The sequence below is a fragment of the Butyrivibrio sp. VCB2001 genome (assembly GCF_000423965.1).
Lineage (GTDB): Bacteria > Bacillota > Clostridia > Lachnospirales > Lachnospiraceae > Butyrivibrio.
The window spans coordinates 37,794-55,811 of record NZ_AUIZ01000002.1 but is presented as its reverse complement, the minus strand read 5'-3'; the positions used below and the strand labels follow the sequence as shown (position 1 = coordinate 55,811).

The 18,018-nt window shown below is 46.3% G+C and carries 14 protein-coding genes; all 14 read left to right on the top strand.

Annotated elements, in window-relative coordinates:
* Positions 1-89 precede the first annotated feature (89 nt).
* The 14 genes from G589_RS0103025 (at position 90) to pyk (ending at position 17,999) form a co-directional block, all read left to right on the top strand.
* Positions 90-1,403, top strand: a complete 1,314-nt coding sequence (locus G589_RS0103025) for an aminotransferase (RefSeq protein ID WP_026521059.1) — start codon at positions 90-92, stop codon at positions 1,401-1,403.
* A gap of 2 nt (positions 1,404-1,405) precedes the next feature.
* Entirely contained in the window at positions 1,406-3,748 is a 2,343-nt protein-coding gene (gene feoB / locus G589_RS0103020) for a ferrous iron transport protein B (RefSeq protein ID WP_026521058.1), read from the top strand.
* Between the two features lies 1 nt (position 3,749).
* A complete protein-coding gene (locus G589_RS0103015) occupies positions 3,750-4,244 on the top strand; it encodes a CinA family protein (protein WP_026521057.1) in 495 nt (164 codons plus the stop codon).
* A 77-nt stretch (positions 4,245-4,321) separates the two neighbouring features.
* Positions 4,322-5,263 carry a polysaccharide deacetylase family protein gene (locus G589_RS0103010; protein ID WP_035775239.1) on the top strand — a complete coding sequence of 314 codons (942 nt, stop codon included), beginning with the start codon at positions 4,322-4,324 and terminating at the stop codon, positions 5,261-5,263.
* A 30-nt stretch (positions 5,264-5,293) separates the two neighbouring features.
* Complete coding sequence (locus G589_RS0103005) at positions 5,294-6,259, top strand: polymer-forming cytoskeletal protein (protein WP_026521055.1); 966 nt, start codon at positions 5,294-5,296, stop codon at positions 6,257-6,259.
* 18 nt (positions 6,260-6,277) lie between these two features.
* Positions 6,278-6,973: a UMP kinase gene (gene pyrH, locus G589_RS0103000; protein ID WP_022769556.1), complete on the top strand. Its 696-nt coding sequence runs from the start codon at positions 6,278-6,280 to the stop codon at positions 6,971-6,973.
* A gap of 18 nt (positions 6,974-6,991) precedes the next feature.
* A complete protein-coding gene (frr, locus tag G589_RS0102995) occupies positions 6,992-7,543 on the top strand; it encodes a ribosome recycling factor (RefSeq protein WP_022769557.1) in 552 nt (183 codons plus the stop codon).
* Positions 7,544-7,546: 3 nt separating this feature from the next.
* Entirely contained in the window at positions 7,547-8,266 is a 720-nt protein-coding gene (locus G589_RS0102990; protein WP_026521054.1) for an isoprenyl transferase, read from the top strand.
* Complete coding sequence (locus tag G589_RS0102985; protein WP_051192141.1) at positions 8,263-9,087, top strand: phosphatidate cytidylyltransferase; 825 nt, start codon at positions 8,263-8,265, stop codon at positions 9,085-9,087. The genes G589_RS0102990 and G589_RS0102985 overlap by 4 nt, the downstream gene beginning before the upstream one ends.
* A gap of 21 nt (positions 9,088-9,108) precedes the next feature.
* On the top strand, positions 9,109-10,260 hold the full coding sequence (locus G589_RS0102980) for a 1-deoxy-D-xylulose-5-phosphate reductoisomerase (RefSeq protein ID WP_026521052.1): 1,152 nt from the start codon (positions 9,109-9,111) through the stop codon (positions 10,258-10,260).
* Positions 10,260-11,312, top strand: coding sequence for an RIP metalloprotease RseP (rseP, locus tag G589_RS0102975; RefSeq protein WP_026521051.1), 1,053 nt, complete (start codon positions 10,260-10,262; stop codon positions 11,310-11,312). The genes G589_RS0102980 and rseP overlap by 1 nt, the downstream gene beginning before the upstream one ends.
* A gap of 5 nt (positions 11,313-11,317) precedes the next feature.
* Positions 11,318-12,376 carry a flavodoxin-dependent (E)-4-hydroxy-3-methylbut-2-enyl-diphosphate synthase gene (gene ispG / locus G589_RS0102970; RefSeq protein ID WP_026521050.1) on the top strand — a complete coding sequence of 353 codons (1,059 nt, stop codon included), beginning with the start codon at positions 11,318-11,320 and terminating at the stop codon, positions 12,374-12,376.
* An 8-nt stretch (positions 12,377-12,384) separates the two neighbouring features.
* Positions 12,385-16,932 (top strand): PolC-type DNA polymerase III, encoded by a 4,548-nt coding sequence (locus tag G589_RS0102965; protein WP_026521049.1) that lies wholly within the window; start codon positions 12,385-12,387, stop codon positions 16,930-16,932.
* Between the two features lie 2 nt (positions 16,933-16,934).
* The gene (pyk, locus tag G589_RS0102960; protein WP_035775237.1) at positions 16,935-17,999 is read left to right on the top strand and encodes a pyruvate kinase; all 1,065 of its coding nucleotides are present in this window, start codon (positions 16,935-16,937) and stop codon (positions 17,997-17,999) included.
* Positions 18,000-18,018: the final 19 nt, after the last annotated feature.

Genomic DNA, 18,018 nt, shown 5'->3' with positions numbered 1-18,018 from the left:
ATTGTATACCTTGATTCTTTTTCAAGTCTGCGTTATATTTTATTGAAGAAATCAGCGATTTAACGTGGTGAATTTGAGAGGAGAAAAAGATGTCCCAGGTTCAAGGCAGTACAAAGAAGTATGTTGAGATGAACAAGCAGGAACTTGAGCAGGAAATTGTTAAGCTCAAGGCCGAGTACAAGAAGTATCAGGAGATGGATCTGAATCTGAACATGGCAAGAGGTAAGCCATGCAGAGAACAGCTTGATCTTTCTATGGGTATGATGGATGCCCTCAATTCAGAGGCGGATCTTTCATGCGAGGATGGAACAGATTGCCGTAACTACGGCGTTTTGGATGGTATTCATGAGGCCAAGGTTCTCATCGGTGCAATGATGGAGAACAAGCCGGAGAATATCATTATATATGGTAACTCTTCACTTAACGTTATGTATGATACCGTATCAAGGGCTTATACACACGGTGTTATGGGAAATACTCCATGGTGCAAGCTTGATAAGGTTAAATTCCTTTGCCCTGTTCCGGGATATGACAGACACTTTGCAATTACTGAATACTTCGGAATCGAGATGATCCCGGTACAGATGACACCTACAGGTCCTGACATGGATGAGGTAGAGAGACTCGTTTCATCTGATGAGTCCATCAAGGGAATCTGGTGCACACCTAAGTATTCAAATCCTCAGGGCTATTCCTATTCTGATGAGACTGTAAGACGTTTTGCACGTCTTCGTCCCGCAGCAAGAGACTTCCGTATCTTCTGGGACAATGCATACGGAGTTCACCACCTTTATGATGACGATCAGGATTACCTTATAGAAATCTTAGAGGAGTGTAAGAGAGCAGGAAGCCCGGATATGGTCTACAAGTTCTCATCAACTTCCAAGATCACCTTCCCCGGTAGCGGAATTGCTGCCATTGCCACATCTCTTAACAACTTGGAGGAGATCAAGGCTCAGCTTACATATCAGACCATCGGACATGACAAGGTTAACCAGCTTCGTCATGTAAGATTCTTTAACGGAGATATCAACAATCTCAAGGAACACATGAGAAAGCATGCAGCAATCATAAGACCTAAGTTCGAGGCTGTTTTGGAGATCCTTGATACTGAACTTGCTCCTTACGGAGTAGGAAGCTGGACAAGGCCAAAGGGAGGATATTTCATCAGCTTTGATGCACCTGAAGGATGTGCCAAGGCTGCTGTTGACAGAGCTAAGAAGGCCGGTGTTACCATGACCGGAGCCGGTGCCACATATCCATATCACAAGGATCCTCATGATTCCAATATCCGTATTGCTCCGACACTTCCAAGCTTGCCGGATCTTAAGCTTGCTATGCTCATCTTCACAGTTTGCGTAAAACTCACAGCAGCTGAGAGACTTCTTAAGGAGATGGATTAATAATGAATTTAAAAGAACTGAAGATTGGTCAGTCGGCGGTCATTAAGGCCGTCGGCGGAGAAGGCGCGCTTAGACAGCACTTTTTGGACATGGGAGTTATTCCCGGAACAGAGGTGACTGTTATTAAGTATGCGCCTCTTGGCGATCCTGTAGAACTTCAGATACACGGTTATGAGCTTACTCTTCGTCTTGCTGATGCAGAGAAGATCGAGATTGAGCCGATAATAGAGCGCACCAACAAGCATGAGAGAATAAAAGAGATAGTAAGTTCAGAGCACCCCGGACTTGGCGAGGACGGCAAATATCACGTAGAGGGCGATAAGGACAAGCTTCCTGACGGTACTCTTTTGACCTTTGCTCTTGTGGGAAATCAGAATTGTGGCAAGACCACTCTTTTCAACCAACTTACAGGTGCCAATCAGCACGTTGGAAATTTCCCGGGCGTTACCGTAGATCGCAAGGACGGACCCATCAGAGACTTTCCGAATACTCTTGTTACGGATCTTCCCGGAATCTATTCCATGTCTCCTTATAGTGCAGAGGAACTGGTATCCAGAAACTTTGTAATTGAAGAAAAACCAAAGGCCATCATCAACATCGTAGATGCCATGAACATTGAGAGAAACATGTATCTTACCATGCAGCTTCTCGAGATGGGAGTACCCATGGTAGTTGCTCTTAACATGATGGACGAGGTGAAAGGCAATAACGGCTCCATTGATATCAACAAAATGGAGGCGCTTCTTGGCGTACCTGTGGTTCCTATTTCCGCTTCCAAAAATGAGGGTGTGGCAGAGCTTGTGCGTCATGCCGTGCACCTTGCTCAGTATCAGGAAAAGCCTATGGAGCAGGATTTTTGCTCTAAGACCGATCACGGCGGAGCAATCCACAGAGCAATCCATGCAGTGGAGGCTATACTTGAGGATCATGCAGAAAAGGCTGGACTTCCCTTGAGGTTTGCCACCACCAAGGTCATCGAGGGCGATGAAATCGTAATGGAGAAGCTCGCTGTTGATGAGAATGAAAAAGAAATGATCCGTCAGATCATAAAGAAGATGGAAGATGAGAGCGGAATGGACAGAAGCTCTGCCATCGCCGATATGAGATATGACTTTATTGAGCGTGTCTGCGAGCAGACTGTGGTCAAACCCATGGAGAGCAAGGAGAGAATACGCTCAGAGAAGATAGATAAGATACTTACGGGAAAATGGACAGCAATTCCATGCTTTATCCTGATAATGCTCCTGGTATGCCATCTGACTTTCAATGTCATCGGCGCTTTTTTACAGGACGTTTTGGAGATGGGAGTTGACTACCTTAAGGGCCTTGCGGAAGCCGGAATGGGTGCAGCTCATGTCAATGCAACTATACAGGGACTTGTGCTTGACGGAATATTTGACGGTGTCGGAAGTGTTCTTAGCTTCATGCCCATTGTTGTTACATTGTTCTTCTTCCTTTCACTTATGGAGGACAGCGGTTATATCGCAAGAGTAGCCTTCTTTATGGACAAGCTCCTTAGGCGAATCGGTCTTTCGGGAAGAAGTATCGTGCCTCTTCTTATCGGCTTTGGATGTACGGTTCCTGCAGTAATGGCAACCAGAACCCTTCCTTCAAGAAGAGACAGGAGGATGACCATACTCCTTACACCGTTTATGAGCTGTTCAGCCAAGGTGCCTATCTATGCATTCTTTGTAGCTGCTTTCTTCCCGGACAAAGCAGCACTTGTAATGGTGCTCTTATATCTTCTCGGAATAGCAGTCGGAATCCTGGCTTCTCTTGCTTACAAGAACACAATCTTCAGAGGCGAAGCAGTTCCCTTTGTAATGGAGCTTCCGAATTACCGTATGCCGGGAGCAAAGAATGTAGCAAGGCTTCTATGGGATAAGGCAAAAGACTTCTTCACAAGGGCCTTCAGCGTTATCCTGGTTGCAACAATTGTAGTCTGGTTTTTACAGAGCTTTGATCTTCGCTTTAATCTGGTGGAAGATTCTTCAACCAGTATAATGGCTGCGCTTTCAAGTGTGCTGGTTCCTTTGTTTACTCCTCTCGGTCTTGGGGACTGGAGGGTTGTGACATCCCTTATCACAGGATTTATCGCCAAGGAGAGCGTTGTTTCAACCATGAATATTCTCTTTAGTGGCGGTGTGGAGAATGCACTTACAGCTGTTACAGCAGCAACACTGCTTGTGTTCTCACTCCTTTATTCACCCTGCGTAGCAGCAATTGCAGCCATAAAAAGAGAACTTGGCGGACTATATGCTCTTGCGGTAGTTTTATGGCAGTGCGCTATTGCTTGGCTTGTTGCATTTATCCTAAGGTTTGTTTTTATAGCAATGGGAATGTGATATGACTGATCTTGAAAAGAATGTGCGGGAGAAGTTCCGCTATATAACGAATACTTTAATAAAAGAGCAGCTCACCATAACGACAATGGAGAGCTGCACTTCTGGTCTTGTGGCATCTCTTTTGACAGACACCGAAGGTGCATCGGCGGTTTTAAAGGGAGCCTTTGTAACCTATTCAAACGAGGCCAAGATAAAGCAGAATGTACCTGCGGATGTGATAGGGAGATTCGGAGTGTACTCCGAGGAGACTGCCCGTGAGATGGCACTTGCAGCCAAAAGAGCTTATGGTGCAGATATAGCGATCGGAGTTACCGGAACTATGGGCAACGTAGATCCTGCCAACAACGACTCGACTCCCGGCGAAGTGTTTTTTGCCATAGCTCATAAAGAGGGCACTGAGAGCTTCCATATTTCCGTGCCTGTTCAGGATAGCAGATACGAATACAAGCTCTTTGTAGCAGGCGCTATTGCAGAAGAAATCACACGTGTTATCTAAACAAAAGACCTTTTTGTGTTTGGTATTCTATGCTATACTATACCTTGGTTACATATTAGTAAGAAAGAGATGGAATAATGGAGTCTAAGCAGTACAGTAAAAGGATCCGATATTTGCGCAGACTCATCATTACTACAGTGGCAGCTGCCTGCCTTATTCCCACTTGTATATGCGTTATTCTGGCCATCAGATACGACCGCCTTCACACTGAATATGAGAAGAGCATGGCGGATCTTGAGTGGTACAGAGAGCAGTTCGGCAGCGAGAGAGATATTCTGGCTACAGAAGCAAAGCCGGATGGGGAAGATTCGAATATTGTAGAGACTACTTCGGAAGGGATGGATGTTGACTACGCCACGGTGGATGTCAGTGGCGCTCAGAATCCTGAGGATATAGAAGGTACCAGATATGTTTATCTGACCTTTGACGACGGACCAAGTACGTACACAGACGAGATACTCGATATATTAGAGCAGCACAATGTAAAGGCTACCTTCTTTGTCTGTGGCAAACCAAATGCCAAGTATACAGATCTTTACAAGAGAATAGTTAATGATGGGCATACTCTTGGGATGCACTCGTACAGTCACAAGTACAGCGAATTATATGCTTCTCTTGATTCGTTCAAGGAAGATACGGATAAATTAAGAATTTTCTTATACGAGACAACGGGCGTGTGGTCCGGTTTTTACCGCTTCCCCGGTGGGAGCTCCAACACGGTCAGCAAGGCGGATATGCATGAGCTGATTGATTATCTGGAGAGCAGTGATGTCACCTTCTTTGATTGGAACGTTTCAGCGGGTGATGACAAGGCCGGTGCCAACAAAGACACGATCTACGCCAACATAGTTAACAACGTACCCAGATTTAAACACTGCGTAGTACTTATGCACGACGCAGCAGATAAAAAGAGTACGGTAGAAGCACTGCCTGAGATAATCGAAGCGATCCAGGCGATGGATGACACAGTGATAGTACCGATAACCGAGGATACGTTACCGGTTCAACATATCAATTAAACGAAAAAAGATTGAATGGAGGATATCTAGATGGGATTTTTTTCTGAGCTGAAAAGCGACCTCTCACAGGCTGTAAACACTCTTATGCCTGAGGACAAGCCTGAAGCTGAAAACAAGGGCAGCAATGGACCTGTAGAAGCTCCCAAGCCTGTAGACCTTGACAGCATGCTTAATCGCCTTGACGACATTAAGCTTGATGAGGCAGCAGAGAGAAAAGAGGATGCTGTGGAGGAGACTGAAGCTGCTGAGAATGTAGCAGAGACTTTAGACGAGGTTGCAGAAGATGCAGTCGAGACTATAGATGAGTTAAAAGAGGAGATCGAAGAAGTTTCTGAGACCGTGGATGAAGTTCGTGAGCTTGAAGAGAAAATCGAAGAGCAGACTCAGGAAGAGATCAAGGTCGAGGAGCCCAAGAACGCACTTGAGGCTATAAATCCTGCACATATTGGCAAGTATGTTGCAGATAAAAATGCAGAAACAGAAATGATAACAAGAAACGGGGGAATTGAAACTATGGATTTCGAACAGCAGACACCTACAGATGAAGTTGCCAGCATTACCGAAGGTATGATCGTCAAAGGCGACATTGCCACAACAGGTTCACTTGAGCTCATCGGTAAGATCACAGGTAATATCAAGTGTCTCGGCAAGCTCAACATTACAGGCGAGATCAACGGAGATTCAGACGCAGCAGAAGTTTATGCAGAGTCAGCAAGGATCACCGGTGAGATTAAGAGTAAGGGCAGCGTTAAGGTTGGCCAGAGCACTGTTATCGTAGGTAACATCTTTGGATCAAGCGCAGTTATCGCAGGCGCTGTAAAGGGTGACATCGATGTTCACGGTCCTGTAGTTCTTGATACAACAGCTATCGTAATGGGCAATATCAAGTCTCAGTCAGTACAGATCAACAATGGTGCTGTTATCGAGGGTATGTGCTCACAGGCTTACGCTGATGTTAATCCTTCAGAGTTCTTCGAGGGACTTAAGAATAAATAATTTGATAATGGAGAAGATATGAGAATTTTATTAAAGCTCAGTGGTGAGGCACTTGCAGGTGATAAGAAGACAGGCTTCGATGAGGAGACCGTCAGAAAGGTTGCACTTCAGGTTAAGCAGCTTGTAGATAACGGAACTCAGGTAGGTATCGTTATCGGAGGAGGCAATTTCTGGAGAGGTCGCAGCAGTGAGAACATCGATCGCACCAAGGCTGACCAGATCGGAATGCTTGCCACAATCATGAACTGCATCTATGTATCCGAGATATTCAGAAGTGTAGGCATGATGACCAATATACTTACTCCATTCGAGTGCGGATCCTTCACAAAGCTCTTTTCCAAGGACAGAGCAAACAAGTACTTTGCAAGGAATATGGTAGTGTTCTTTGCAGGTGGTACAGGTCATCCGTATTTCTCAACAGATACAGGAGTTGTTTTAAGGGCCATCGAGGTTGAGGCTGACTATATACTTCTTGCCAAGGCTATTGACGGAGTATATGATTCAGATCCTGCCAAGAACCCTGATGCAAAGAGATATGACACTATCTCAATCGATGAGGTTATAGAGCAGAACCTTCAGGTTGTAGATATGACAGCATCAATACTCGCCAGGGACAATCACATGCCTATGAGAGTATTCGCTCTCCAGGAGGAGAACAGCATTGTTAAGGCATCAACAGGCGATTTTAACGGAACAACCGTTACAACAAATTAACCAGGGGAGGTTATGTGTATGAACGAGAGACTTAAGACCTTTAACGACAAAATGCAGAAGTCATTTGATTATCTCAAGGATGATCTTGCATCAATAAGAGCAGGTAGAGCTAATCCACATGTTCTCGATAAGATTAAGGTTGATTACTACGGAACACCTACTCCTATTCAGCAGGTTGGAAACGTATCTATTCCTGAGGCCAGGATCATTCAGATCGCTCCTTGGGACAAGACACTTATCAAGGATATTGAGAAGGCTCTTATGGCATCAGACCTCGGTATCACACCAAGCAACGACGGTGCTGTAATAAGACTCGTTTTCCCTGAGCTCACAGAGGAGCGCAGAAAACAGCTCACCAAGGATATCCGCAAAAAGGGTGAGGACGCTAAGGTTGCAGTAAGAAACGTAAGACGTGACGGCAACGATGCCCTCAAGAAGCTCAAAGGAACCGAGGTTTCAGAGGATGAGATCGAGGATCTTAACGATGAGCTCCAGAAGATAACCGACAAGTTCATCAAGGATATCGATGCAGCTGTAGAAGAGAAGAATAAGGAAATCATGACGGTATAATCTATGGAAGCAAATACAAATATTCCTGCACATGTAGCCATCATACTCGATGGCAACGGAAGATGGGCCAAGGCTAAGGGCATGCCCAGAAACTACGGCCATATGCAGGGAGCAAAAGCTGTTGAAGACATTCTCGTAGTCGCAAGAGACATGGGAATTAAATATCTTACAGTCTACGCATTCTCAACTGAGAATTGGAGTCGTCCTGAGGCAGAGGTATCTGCCCTCATGACGATTTTGCGTAATTATTTAAAAACCAGTATAAAGAAATCCATGAAGAACAATGTGCGCTGCCGTGTTATCGGTGAGCGCTCTCTGCTTTCAGAGGATATCCAAAAGGCTATAAAAGAGCTTGAGGATACCACTGCAGGCAACACCGGACTGACCTTTACCATTGCCATCAATTATGGCAGCAGGGATGAGATCACAAGGGCAGTCAGAAAGGTTGCTGCGAAAGTAGAGACCGGAGAGTTGCGTGCTGAGGATATTACAGAGAAGGATATTGCAGACAATTTAGATACCAACTTCCTTCCGGATCCGGACCTTCTTATCAGGACCTGCAATGAGCAGAGAATTTCCAATTACCTGCTCTGGCAGTGTGCTTATACGGAGTTCTACTTTACTCCCGTAGCATGGCCTGATTTTGATAAGGCTGAGCTTGAAAAGGCGGTGGAAGCCTATGCCGGCAGAAACCGTAAGTTTGGAGGACTGAAGGAATCTTGAAGACTAGAGTTATCAGTGGAATTGTAATTGGTATTGTGCTGGCGGCAGTACTTATCCCGGGAGGGTACGTACTCTCGGCAGCACTTTTGATAGTGTCACTTATAGCGTTTTTTGAGCTCACAAGAGCACTTGGAGTTCACAAGGACGGACAGAAGATCAATATGCTTGAAGCCTGCGGATATGCATCAATTCTGGTTCACTATATCCAGATGATGCTGGTCAAGGACTACAGGTATTACATTTTCTCAATAATGTTTGCCTTTTTCCTGATCATGGTCTGCTATGTGATTTCATTCCCGAAATATAAGGCCTCTCAGGCAATCTTTTGCTTCTTCTGCTTTATCTATGCGCCGGTCAATATGTCTTTTGTCTATCTGCTCAGGATCAGGCATTTGGGCATATACTTTGCTTGGGTTCCGTTTATTGCCTGGGTGTGCGATACCTGCGCATACTTTGCAGGAAGAGCCTTTGGAAAGCACAAGATGGCACCGGTATTATCACCTAAGAAGACCATCGAGGGCGCGATCGGAGGAATCCTGGGTTCTGTGATCGTCGGAGGTATCATAGGATATATCCTCTATGTGAATGAGACTCACAGTCCATCTACCGTTTGGGGGCTTATGATCATCTGCTTTGCAGGAAGCATCATCTCCCAGATAGGAGACCTTCTTGCATCAGGAATTAAGCGCGATCACAATATCAAGGACTACGGAACGCTTATTCCGGGACATGGCGGAATAATGGACAGATTTGACAGCGTTATTTTTGTCATTCCATGTATTTATTTTTTGGCGGCAGTTATGCTGCCTGTACTGGGGTAACCCAAGGTTAAGGAAGAAGATATGAGAAAGATAGTTTTACTGGGATCAACAGGATCCATTGGAACACAGACTCTGGACGTTGTAAGAAACAACCCTTCAGAGCTCGAAGTTGTAGGAATTGCAGCTAACAGAAGTGTAGCCGAAGTAGAGAAACAGGTCCGCGAGTTTAAGCCCAAGTACGTCTGCATGTTTGATGAAACAGCGGCTAAAGAGCTTCAGGATAAGCTTTCAGATACCGGCATCAAGGTAATGGCCGGTATGGATGGACTTCTTGATATAGTTTCAGTTCCCGAGGCAGATACAGTACTTACTGCAGTTGTAGGTATGATCGGAATCAGACCTACCATTAAGGCAATCGAGTGCGGAAAAGACATTGCTCTTGCCAACAAGGAGACCCTTGTATGCGCAGGACACATCATCATGCCTCTGGCTAAGGAAAAGAATGTACAGATATTGCCTGTGGACTCAGAGCACAGCGCTATTTTCCAGTCCTTAAACGGCGAGCCCAGGGACAAGGTTGAAAAGATTCTTTTGACAGCCAGCGGCGGACCTTTCAGGGGTAAGAAAAGGCAGGAGCTTGAGAACATGACAGCAGCAGATGCTCTTAAGCACCCCAACTGGGACATGGGACCAAAGGTTACCATCGACTCTTCATCCCTTGTAAATAAGGGCCTTGAAGTTATGGAAGCAAAGTGGCTCTTTGGAGTATCACTCGATGATATTCAGGTAGTTGTTCATCCGCAGAGCATTGTTCACAGCGCGGTTCAGTTTGTGGACGGTGCAGTCATAGCACAGCTTGGCGTTCCGGATATGAAGCTGCCTATTCAGTATGCACTTTTCTACCCGGACAGAAGACCTATGCAGGAAAAGAGGCTGGATCTGTTTGAACTCTATTCCCTGACCTTTGAAAAGCCTGATACAGACACCTTCAGAGGACTTAAGCTTGCCTATGATTCTGCCCGTATCGGCGGAAGCATGCCCACAGTTTTCAATGCTGCCAACGAGATGGCGGTTAAGAGATTCTTAAAGGGTGATATTAAATATCTTGAGATCTACAGCATGATAGAGGAGGCCATGAGCCACCATAACAAGGTGGACAATCCTGATGTTGCTGCTATTCTTGCAGCTGAGCAGGAGACCTACGACTTCCTCGGAAAGAAGTACAACATCTGATGTTAGTAAGTGTAATAATTTTCTTTATCATATTCGGTGTACTGGTAACATCCCATGAATTCGGGCACTTTATCATCGCTAAGTCAGGCGGTATAAGGGTCAACGAGTTCTTTATCGGAATGGGACCGACTATCTGGAAAAAGCAAAAAGGAGAGACTCTCTACAGTATCAAGCTCCTTCCAATCGGAGGTGCATGCGTATTTGACGGCATGGATCCCGTGGCTGAGGAGAAGGAAGGGTATGACGAGCATTCCTTTTTGAATGCGCCTGTGTGGAGGAGAATAGCAACTCTTTTCGCAGGACCTTTTGCAAACTTTATAATCGCATATATCCTGGCAGTGGTTCTTGTAAGCTTTTCAGCCTGGAACTTCCCGGTTATCAACAAGATGACTGATGAGTCCGCTGCAGCTGAGGCAGGAATGCTCCCGGGAGATAAGATCATTAGCGTAGATGGTGAGAAGGTTTACATGTCAGGTGAAGTGACCATGATCTCACAGTTCGCTGAAGGAAGTCCGATGGACATCGTGTATGAGAGAGACGGTCAGAGATACGAGACCACTCTTTTACCCAAGTACAGTGAAGATGAGGGTCGCTATTACATGGGAATCTATCTTGGTGAGTATGGCAAGATAGAGGGACCGGCTGCTCTTAAGTACGCCTGGTACGAGGTGAGATACTACTTCAAGACCACCTACAGGAGCCTTGCGCTTCTTGTAAAGGGCAAGCTTTCCAAGGACGATGTTTCGGGGCCTGTGGGCATGGTGAAGATGGTTGATGATACCTACGAAGAGGTTAAGCCCTACGGAATCTCGGCAGTCATCCTTACAATGCTGTCCCTGACGGTGCTTTTGTCGGTGAACCTGGGAGTTATGAATCTTTTGCCGATCCCTGCTCTTGACGGAGGAAGACTGGTATTCCAGTTCATCGAAGTCATTGTGGGTAAGCCCGTTCCTCCTGAGAAGGAAGGCTTCGTTCACATGATAGGAATGGTGGCGCTTTTGGCACTTATGGTATTTGTACTGTTCAATGACATTACAAAGTTTACGAGGTAATTTCCATGGCATATAGAGATAATACTAAGGTTATTCATATTGGCGACAGAGTAATAGGCGGTGGTAATCCCATCCTCATCCAGTCCATGACCAACACAAGGACAGAGGACGTGGAGGCGACAGTTGCTCAGATAAAGAGACTCGAGGAGGCAGGATGCGAGATCATAAGAAGCACCGTGCCTACAATGGAGGCTGCCAAGGCTCTTTCGGAGATCAAGAAGCAGATCCATATTCCTATTGTTGCAGATATTCATTTTGACTATAAGATGGCCATTGCTGCCATGGAGAACGGCGCTGACAAGATCAGGATCAACCCCGGTAACATCGGAAGCAGAGACAGGATCGCATCAGTTGTATCCTGCGCCAAGGAGAGGAATATTCCGATCAGAGTCGGCGTTAACAGCGGCTCTTTGGAAAAAGACCTTGTGGAGAAATACGGCGGTGTTACAGCAGAGGGCCTTGTTGAATCAGCCCTTGATAAGATCGGCATCATCGAGGATCTTGGATATGACAACATGGTAGTCAGCATCAAGTCCTCAAACGTAATGCTCTGTGTTAAGGCTCATGAGCTTCTGGCAGAAAAATGTCAGTATCCGCTCCATGTGGGCATCACTGAGGCAGGAACCGTCTATGGCGGAAACATCAAATCATCAATCGGACTTGGCATCATCTTAAATAAGGGCATCGGAGATACCATAAGAGTTTCGCTCTCAGGTGACCCTGTTGAGGAGATCAAGACAGCCAAGATGATCCTTAAGACTCTCGGAATGAGAAGCGGAGGAATCGAGGTTGTATCATGTCCTACCTGTGGCAGAACCAAGATTGACCTCATAGGCCTTGCAAACGCAGTTGAGACCATGGTTCAGAAGTATGACCTTGATATCAAGGTTGCAGTTATGGGCTGTGCAGTAAACGGCCCCGGAGAAGCCAAGGAGGCAGACATCGGAATAGCAGGCGGCGTGGGAGAAGGCCTGCTTATCAAGAACGGAGAAGTAGTTAAGAAGGTTAAGGAAGACCAGCTATTGGCTACCCTTAAAGAGGAGCTTGATAACTGGCCCAGGTAAAGGTTTTTATGGGGAAGAGTTTTTTTGAAGTATTTCCTGCCCTCAAGCTGGATGAACACACCGGCGATATCATGGGGCAGACTGAAGTTGTAAAGGTTTCCACCACCAGGAAACAGGATTTTATCAGGATTTATATAGCCAGCAACAAGCTCATTGACAAGGCAGATATCATAAAGACCGAGAACAGCATCAAGAAGCAGTTGTTTGGCAATCAGGATATAACCATCAAGATCTATGAGAAGTTTTCTCTTTCGGCCCAGTACACGCCGGAGAATCTTCTTGATATATACAGAGAGAGCATTGAGCTCGAGCTTAAAGACTATGACCATATGGAGTATAGTCTGTTTCGCTCGGCTTCTTTTTTGTACCCCGATCAGGACAATGTCATCATGCAGCTTGAGGACAGCGTTGTCGGCAAGAAGAAGGCCCCTGACCTGATCCGTGTACTGTCCAAGATATTCAACGAAAGGTGCGGCCTTTCTGTAGTTCTTTCACCTGAATTTGTAGAAATTGAAAAAGACGATAAAGAACCCGATTACTCCGAAGAGTCAGCCAAGATGGTCAAAAAGCTTGAGGCTATGGAGGAGAAGGAGGCAGAGAAGGAAGCTGCCAAAGAAGCGGCCAAGGAAGCAAAAGCTTCTGAAACAGCCAAGCAGAGTAGCCCTTCCAAGGTCGAGGGCAAGGCATCCTCATTTGCACCCAAAGAGGGCGAGAAGAAATCCTTTGGCAAAAGAGATTTCGGCGGAAGCTACAAGAGGTCCGATAATCCTGATGTTCTCTTTGGAAGAGATTTCGATGATGAAGCTATGAAGCTTGTTGATCTTATGGGCGAGCTGGGTGAAGTCACCATTCACGGTAAGATCATCGAGTGGGATCAGAGAGACATCAGAAATGACAAGACCATTCTCATCTTTGCGGTGACTGACTTTACAGATTCCATCGCAGTCAAGATGTTCGTAAATACTGCAGATGTACCTGATATAACAAAGAGCATCAAGATGGGGGCTTTTGTTAAGATCAAGGGAATTGCTGCAATTGACAGATTTGATCACGAACTCTCTATTCAGTCCGTTGTCGGCGTCAAGAAGATTCCTGACTTTACAGTCAAGAGAGTTGACAACGCTGATGTGAAGAGAGTAGAGCTCCACTGCCATACCAAGATGAGTGATATGGACGGAGTTTCCGAGGTAAAAGACATTGTAAAGCAGGCCTACAAGTGGGGAATGCCGGGTATTGCCATCACAGACCACGGCGTTGTTCAGGCTCTTACCGATGCCAACCACGTGTGGGAGGATCTTTATAAGGATGAGAAGTCCCGCAGAAAAGAGGCCGGAGAGCCCCCTATCGACAGGCAGGATTTCTTTAAACTGGTACTGGGCGTTGAGGCCTACGTTGTTGATGACTTAAAGGAAATAGTTGTCAATGACAAGGGACAGAAGCTCGATGATACCACCTTTGTTGTATTTGATATTGAGACAACGGGCTTTTCACCCATCAAGAACAAGATCATTGAGATCGGTGCCGTTAAGATCAAAAACGGCGAGATAATAGACAGATTTTCGGAGTTTATCAATCCACAGGTTCCTATTCCTTACAGGATCGAGAAGCTCACCAGCATCACCGACGACATGGTAATAGGTGCGCCAACGAGGGAAGTTATCATCCCGAAGTTCGTAGAGTTCTGCGAGGGAGCGGTACTGGTAGGACACAATGTCTCTTTTGACATAAGCTTTATAAATCAGAACTGCGAGGAGCTTGGTATCGATGCGGATTACACCACCGTCGATACGCTGTGGCTCTCAAGATATTTCTTCCCGCTGCAGGCCAAGCATACGCTGGATGCGGTTGCCAAGACCCTGAACATTGTACTTGGGCATCATCACAGAGCTGTCGATGATGCTGAGTGTACTGCGCTTATTTTCAATAAGTTTGTACCAATGCTCAAGGAGCAGGGAGCAGAGGACCTTACTCAGGTCAATATCCTCGGAAAGCCAACACCTGAGATGATAAGGCACCTTCGCCCCAATCACTGCATTATTCTTGCCAAGAATACGCTGGGCAGGGTCAATCTCTATACCCTTGTCAGCAAATCACATGTAGATTATTTCAGAAGATTCCCGCTTATCCCAAAGAGCGAGCTCATCAAGTACAGAGAGGGACTTATTATCGGAAGTGCCTGCTGTGCGGGAGAACTCTACGGAGCTGTTGTGGAGGGAAGACCACCTGAGGAGATTGCAAGACTTGTGAGCTTCTACGATTACCTGGAGATTCAGCCTGTGGGCAACAATCATTTCATGGTTGAGTCCGAAAGGTATGAAGATATCAACAGCGACGATGATATCAGAGAGATCAACAAGGAGATCGTAAGGCTGGGAGAGCAGTGGAATAAGCCTGTTGTCGCAACCTGTGATGCGCACTTCTTAAATCCTGAGGATGAGATTTACAGGACCATCATCATGTCCGGAAAGGGTATGAATGATGAGGAGCCGGCACCTCTTTTCCTGAGGACCACAGATGAGATGATGGCAGAATTTGATTATCTTGGTGGAGAGAAAGCAAAAGAGATCGTCATCGACAACACCAGAAAGATCCTGGATATGTGTGATTCAATATCACCGGTTCGTCCCGATAAGTGTGCGCCTGTCATTGCAAACAGTGATGAGATCCTGACCAAGATCTGCTATGACAAGGCTCATGAGATCTACGGAGAAGAGCTTCCGGAGATTGTTAAGGAGAGACTTGAGAGGGAGCTTAACTCCATCATCAAGAACGGTTTCGCGGTTATGTATATCATCGCCCAAAAGCTGGTTTGGAAGTCCAACGAGGACGGATACCTGGTAGGTTCAAGAGGATCCGTAGGATCGTCATTCGTTGCCTTTACTTCGGGAATCACGGAGGTTAACTCACTTAGCCCACACTATGTATGTCCTAACTGTAAGTACTCCGACTTTGATTCCGAGGAGGTTAAGGCTTACGGCGGAAACTCGGGCTGTGATATGCCTGACAAGATGTGCCCTAAGTGTGGTGCCAAGATGAACAAGGACGGCTTTGATATTCCTTTCGAGACCTTCCTTGGATTTAAGGGTGACAAGGAGCCCGATATCGACCTTAACTTCTCGGGAGAGTATCAGTCCAAGGCTCACAAATATACAGAGGTTATCTTTGGTTACGGACAGACGTTCAGAGCCGGAACCATAGCTTCTCTTGCGGATAAGACGGCTTACGGTTTTGTTAAGAAGTACTATGACGGAATCGGAGTAAGTAAGAGAAAGAGTGAGATAAACAGAATCGTTCAGGGCTGTACCGGTATAAGACGTGGTACAGGTCAGCACCCGGGAGGAATCATAGTTCTTCCTGTTGGAGAGGACATCAACTCATTCTGTCCTGTTCAGCACCCTGCCAACGATATGACCACAGCTACAATTACAACACATTACGATTACCACTCCATCGACCACAACCTTCTAAAGCTCGATATTCTTGGACACGATGATCCTACCATGATAAGGTTCTTGCAGGACTGCACGGGTATGGATCCCAAGACTGTGCCACTGGATGACAAGAAGGTAATGAGTCTTTTCATGAATACAACTGCCCTGGGCATTGAACCGGAGCAGATCGGCGGAACCAAGCTCGGATGCCTTGGACTTCCCGAGTTTGGTACGGACTTCGCTATGCAGATGGTTATCGATGCTCAGCCCAAGTCTTTGTCCCACCTTATTAGGATTTCGGGTCTTTCCCACGGTACCGACGTTTGGCTCGGTAACGCCCAGACCCTTATCCAGGAGGGCAAGGCAACCATCGATACCTGTATCTGCTGTCGTGACGATATCATGATCTACCTGATCCAGAAGGGACTTGATAAGTCTGAATCCTTCAAGATCATGGAGGCTGTTCGTAAAGGTAAGGTAGCCGGCGGCAAGGAGAAGAACTGGCCTGATTGGAAGAAGGACATGATAGACCACGGCGTTCCGGACTGGTATATCTGGTCCTGCGAGAAGATCAAGTACATGTTCCCCAAGGCCCATGCGGCAGCTTACGTTATGATGGCCTGGAGGATCGCGTACTTCAAAGTTTATATGCCACAGGCCTTCTATGCAGCGTGGTTTTCCATAAGAGCCAAAGCCTTTAACTATGAGCACATGTGCCAGGGCGAGAACCATCTTCACAGTATTATGAAGGATTACCTGAGCCGTAAGGATGAGCTTACTAACGCACAGCAGGCTGAGTACGGAGATATGAGACTTGTCGAGGAGATGTACGAAAGAGGCATCGAATTTATGCCGATCGACATCTTCAGGGTTAAGTCCAGAGAATTCCAGGTTATCGGCGATAAGATCATGCCAGCTCTCACCAGTATCGACGGTATGGGTGAGAAGGCTGCCGACCAGATCGTTGAGGCAGCTAAGGACGGTCCGTTCCTTTCCAAGGACGACTTCCGTCAGAGAACCAAGTGCCCTCAGACCGTAATCGACAAGATGTCAGACATGGGACTTCTCGGTGATATCCCGGATTCCAACCAGATAAGCCTCTTTGACCTGATGAAAGGATTCTAAATATGATAGATGTGTTTGGAACACTGGGACCAAGTTGCAGAGATGAGCAAGTGCTATCTTCGATGTTTGTTGAAGGGATGACAGGAATAAGAATCAATCTTTCTCATGTCATGCTTCAGGACTGCCTTGAGGACCTGGATAAGGTTAAAAGAGCTGCAGCAGATAATAAAATTGTTCCCAAGATCCTGATAGATATGCAGGGGCCTGAACTTAGGATCGGGAAGCTGGATGCGCCAATAAGCCTCAATGAGGGCGATGAGCTTGTACTTGAGCCTGCAGTTCCGGACAAAACGGACACGTATCCGGGCAAGACGGATGCACATCCGGGCAAAACGGATGCGCATCCAGGCGATAACACAATAATACTTGATAAAAGAATCCTTGAAGCCCTTGAAGTTACTGATGAAATCCTTCTTGACGACGGCAAGATCGCAGCAACCATAATTGAAGCAGGAGACAGCTTCGCCAAAGCCCGTATCACCAGAGGCGGAATCCTAAATGGCAAAAAGAGCATAGCAATTGTAGGTAAATCCGTTGATATGCCGGCGCTGACAGACAGTGATATCGAGAACATAAGGCTTGCATGCAAGTCAGGTATCTACGGAGTAATGCAGCCCTTCGTAAGAAGCGCAGACGACCTTAAGATGCTGCGAAGCGTCCTTGATGATAACGGCGGAAAAGACATAAAGATATATGCCAAGATTGAGAATACCAAAGGCGTAGATAACCTCGAGAGCTTTTTTGAAGTAGCCGACGAGATAATCATAGCAAGGGGAGACCTTGGAAATGCTGTTCCGCTTTGGACCCTTCCGGGAGTTCAGAAGGACATAGCAGCAAGATGCAATAAAGAGTGCAAGCCATTCATGGTTGTGACTCAGATGCTATCATCCATGGAGCACAGCAAGGTTCCGACCAGAGCAGAAGTAAGTGATATCTACAACGCAGTACTGGACGGAGCAGCCTCTGTCATGGTGACCGGAGAAACTGCAGTGGGTGAGTATCCGGCAGACGTTATCAGATACATGAGAAAGACTGTAGAAGCTGCAGAAGCCGGCAGCAAACAGTGATCACAGTTATATAATTAAA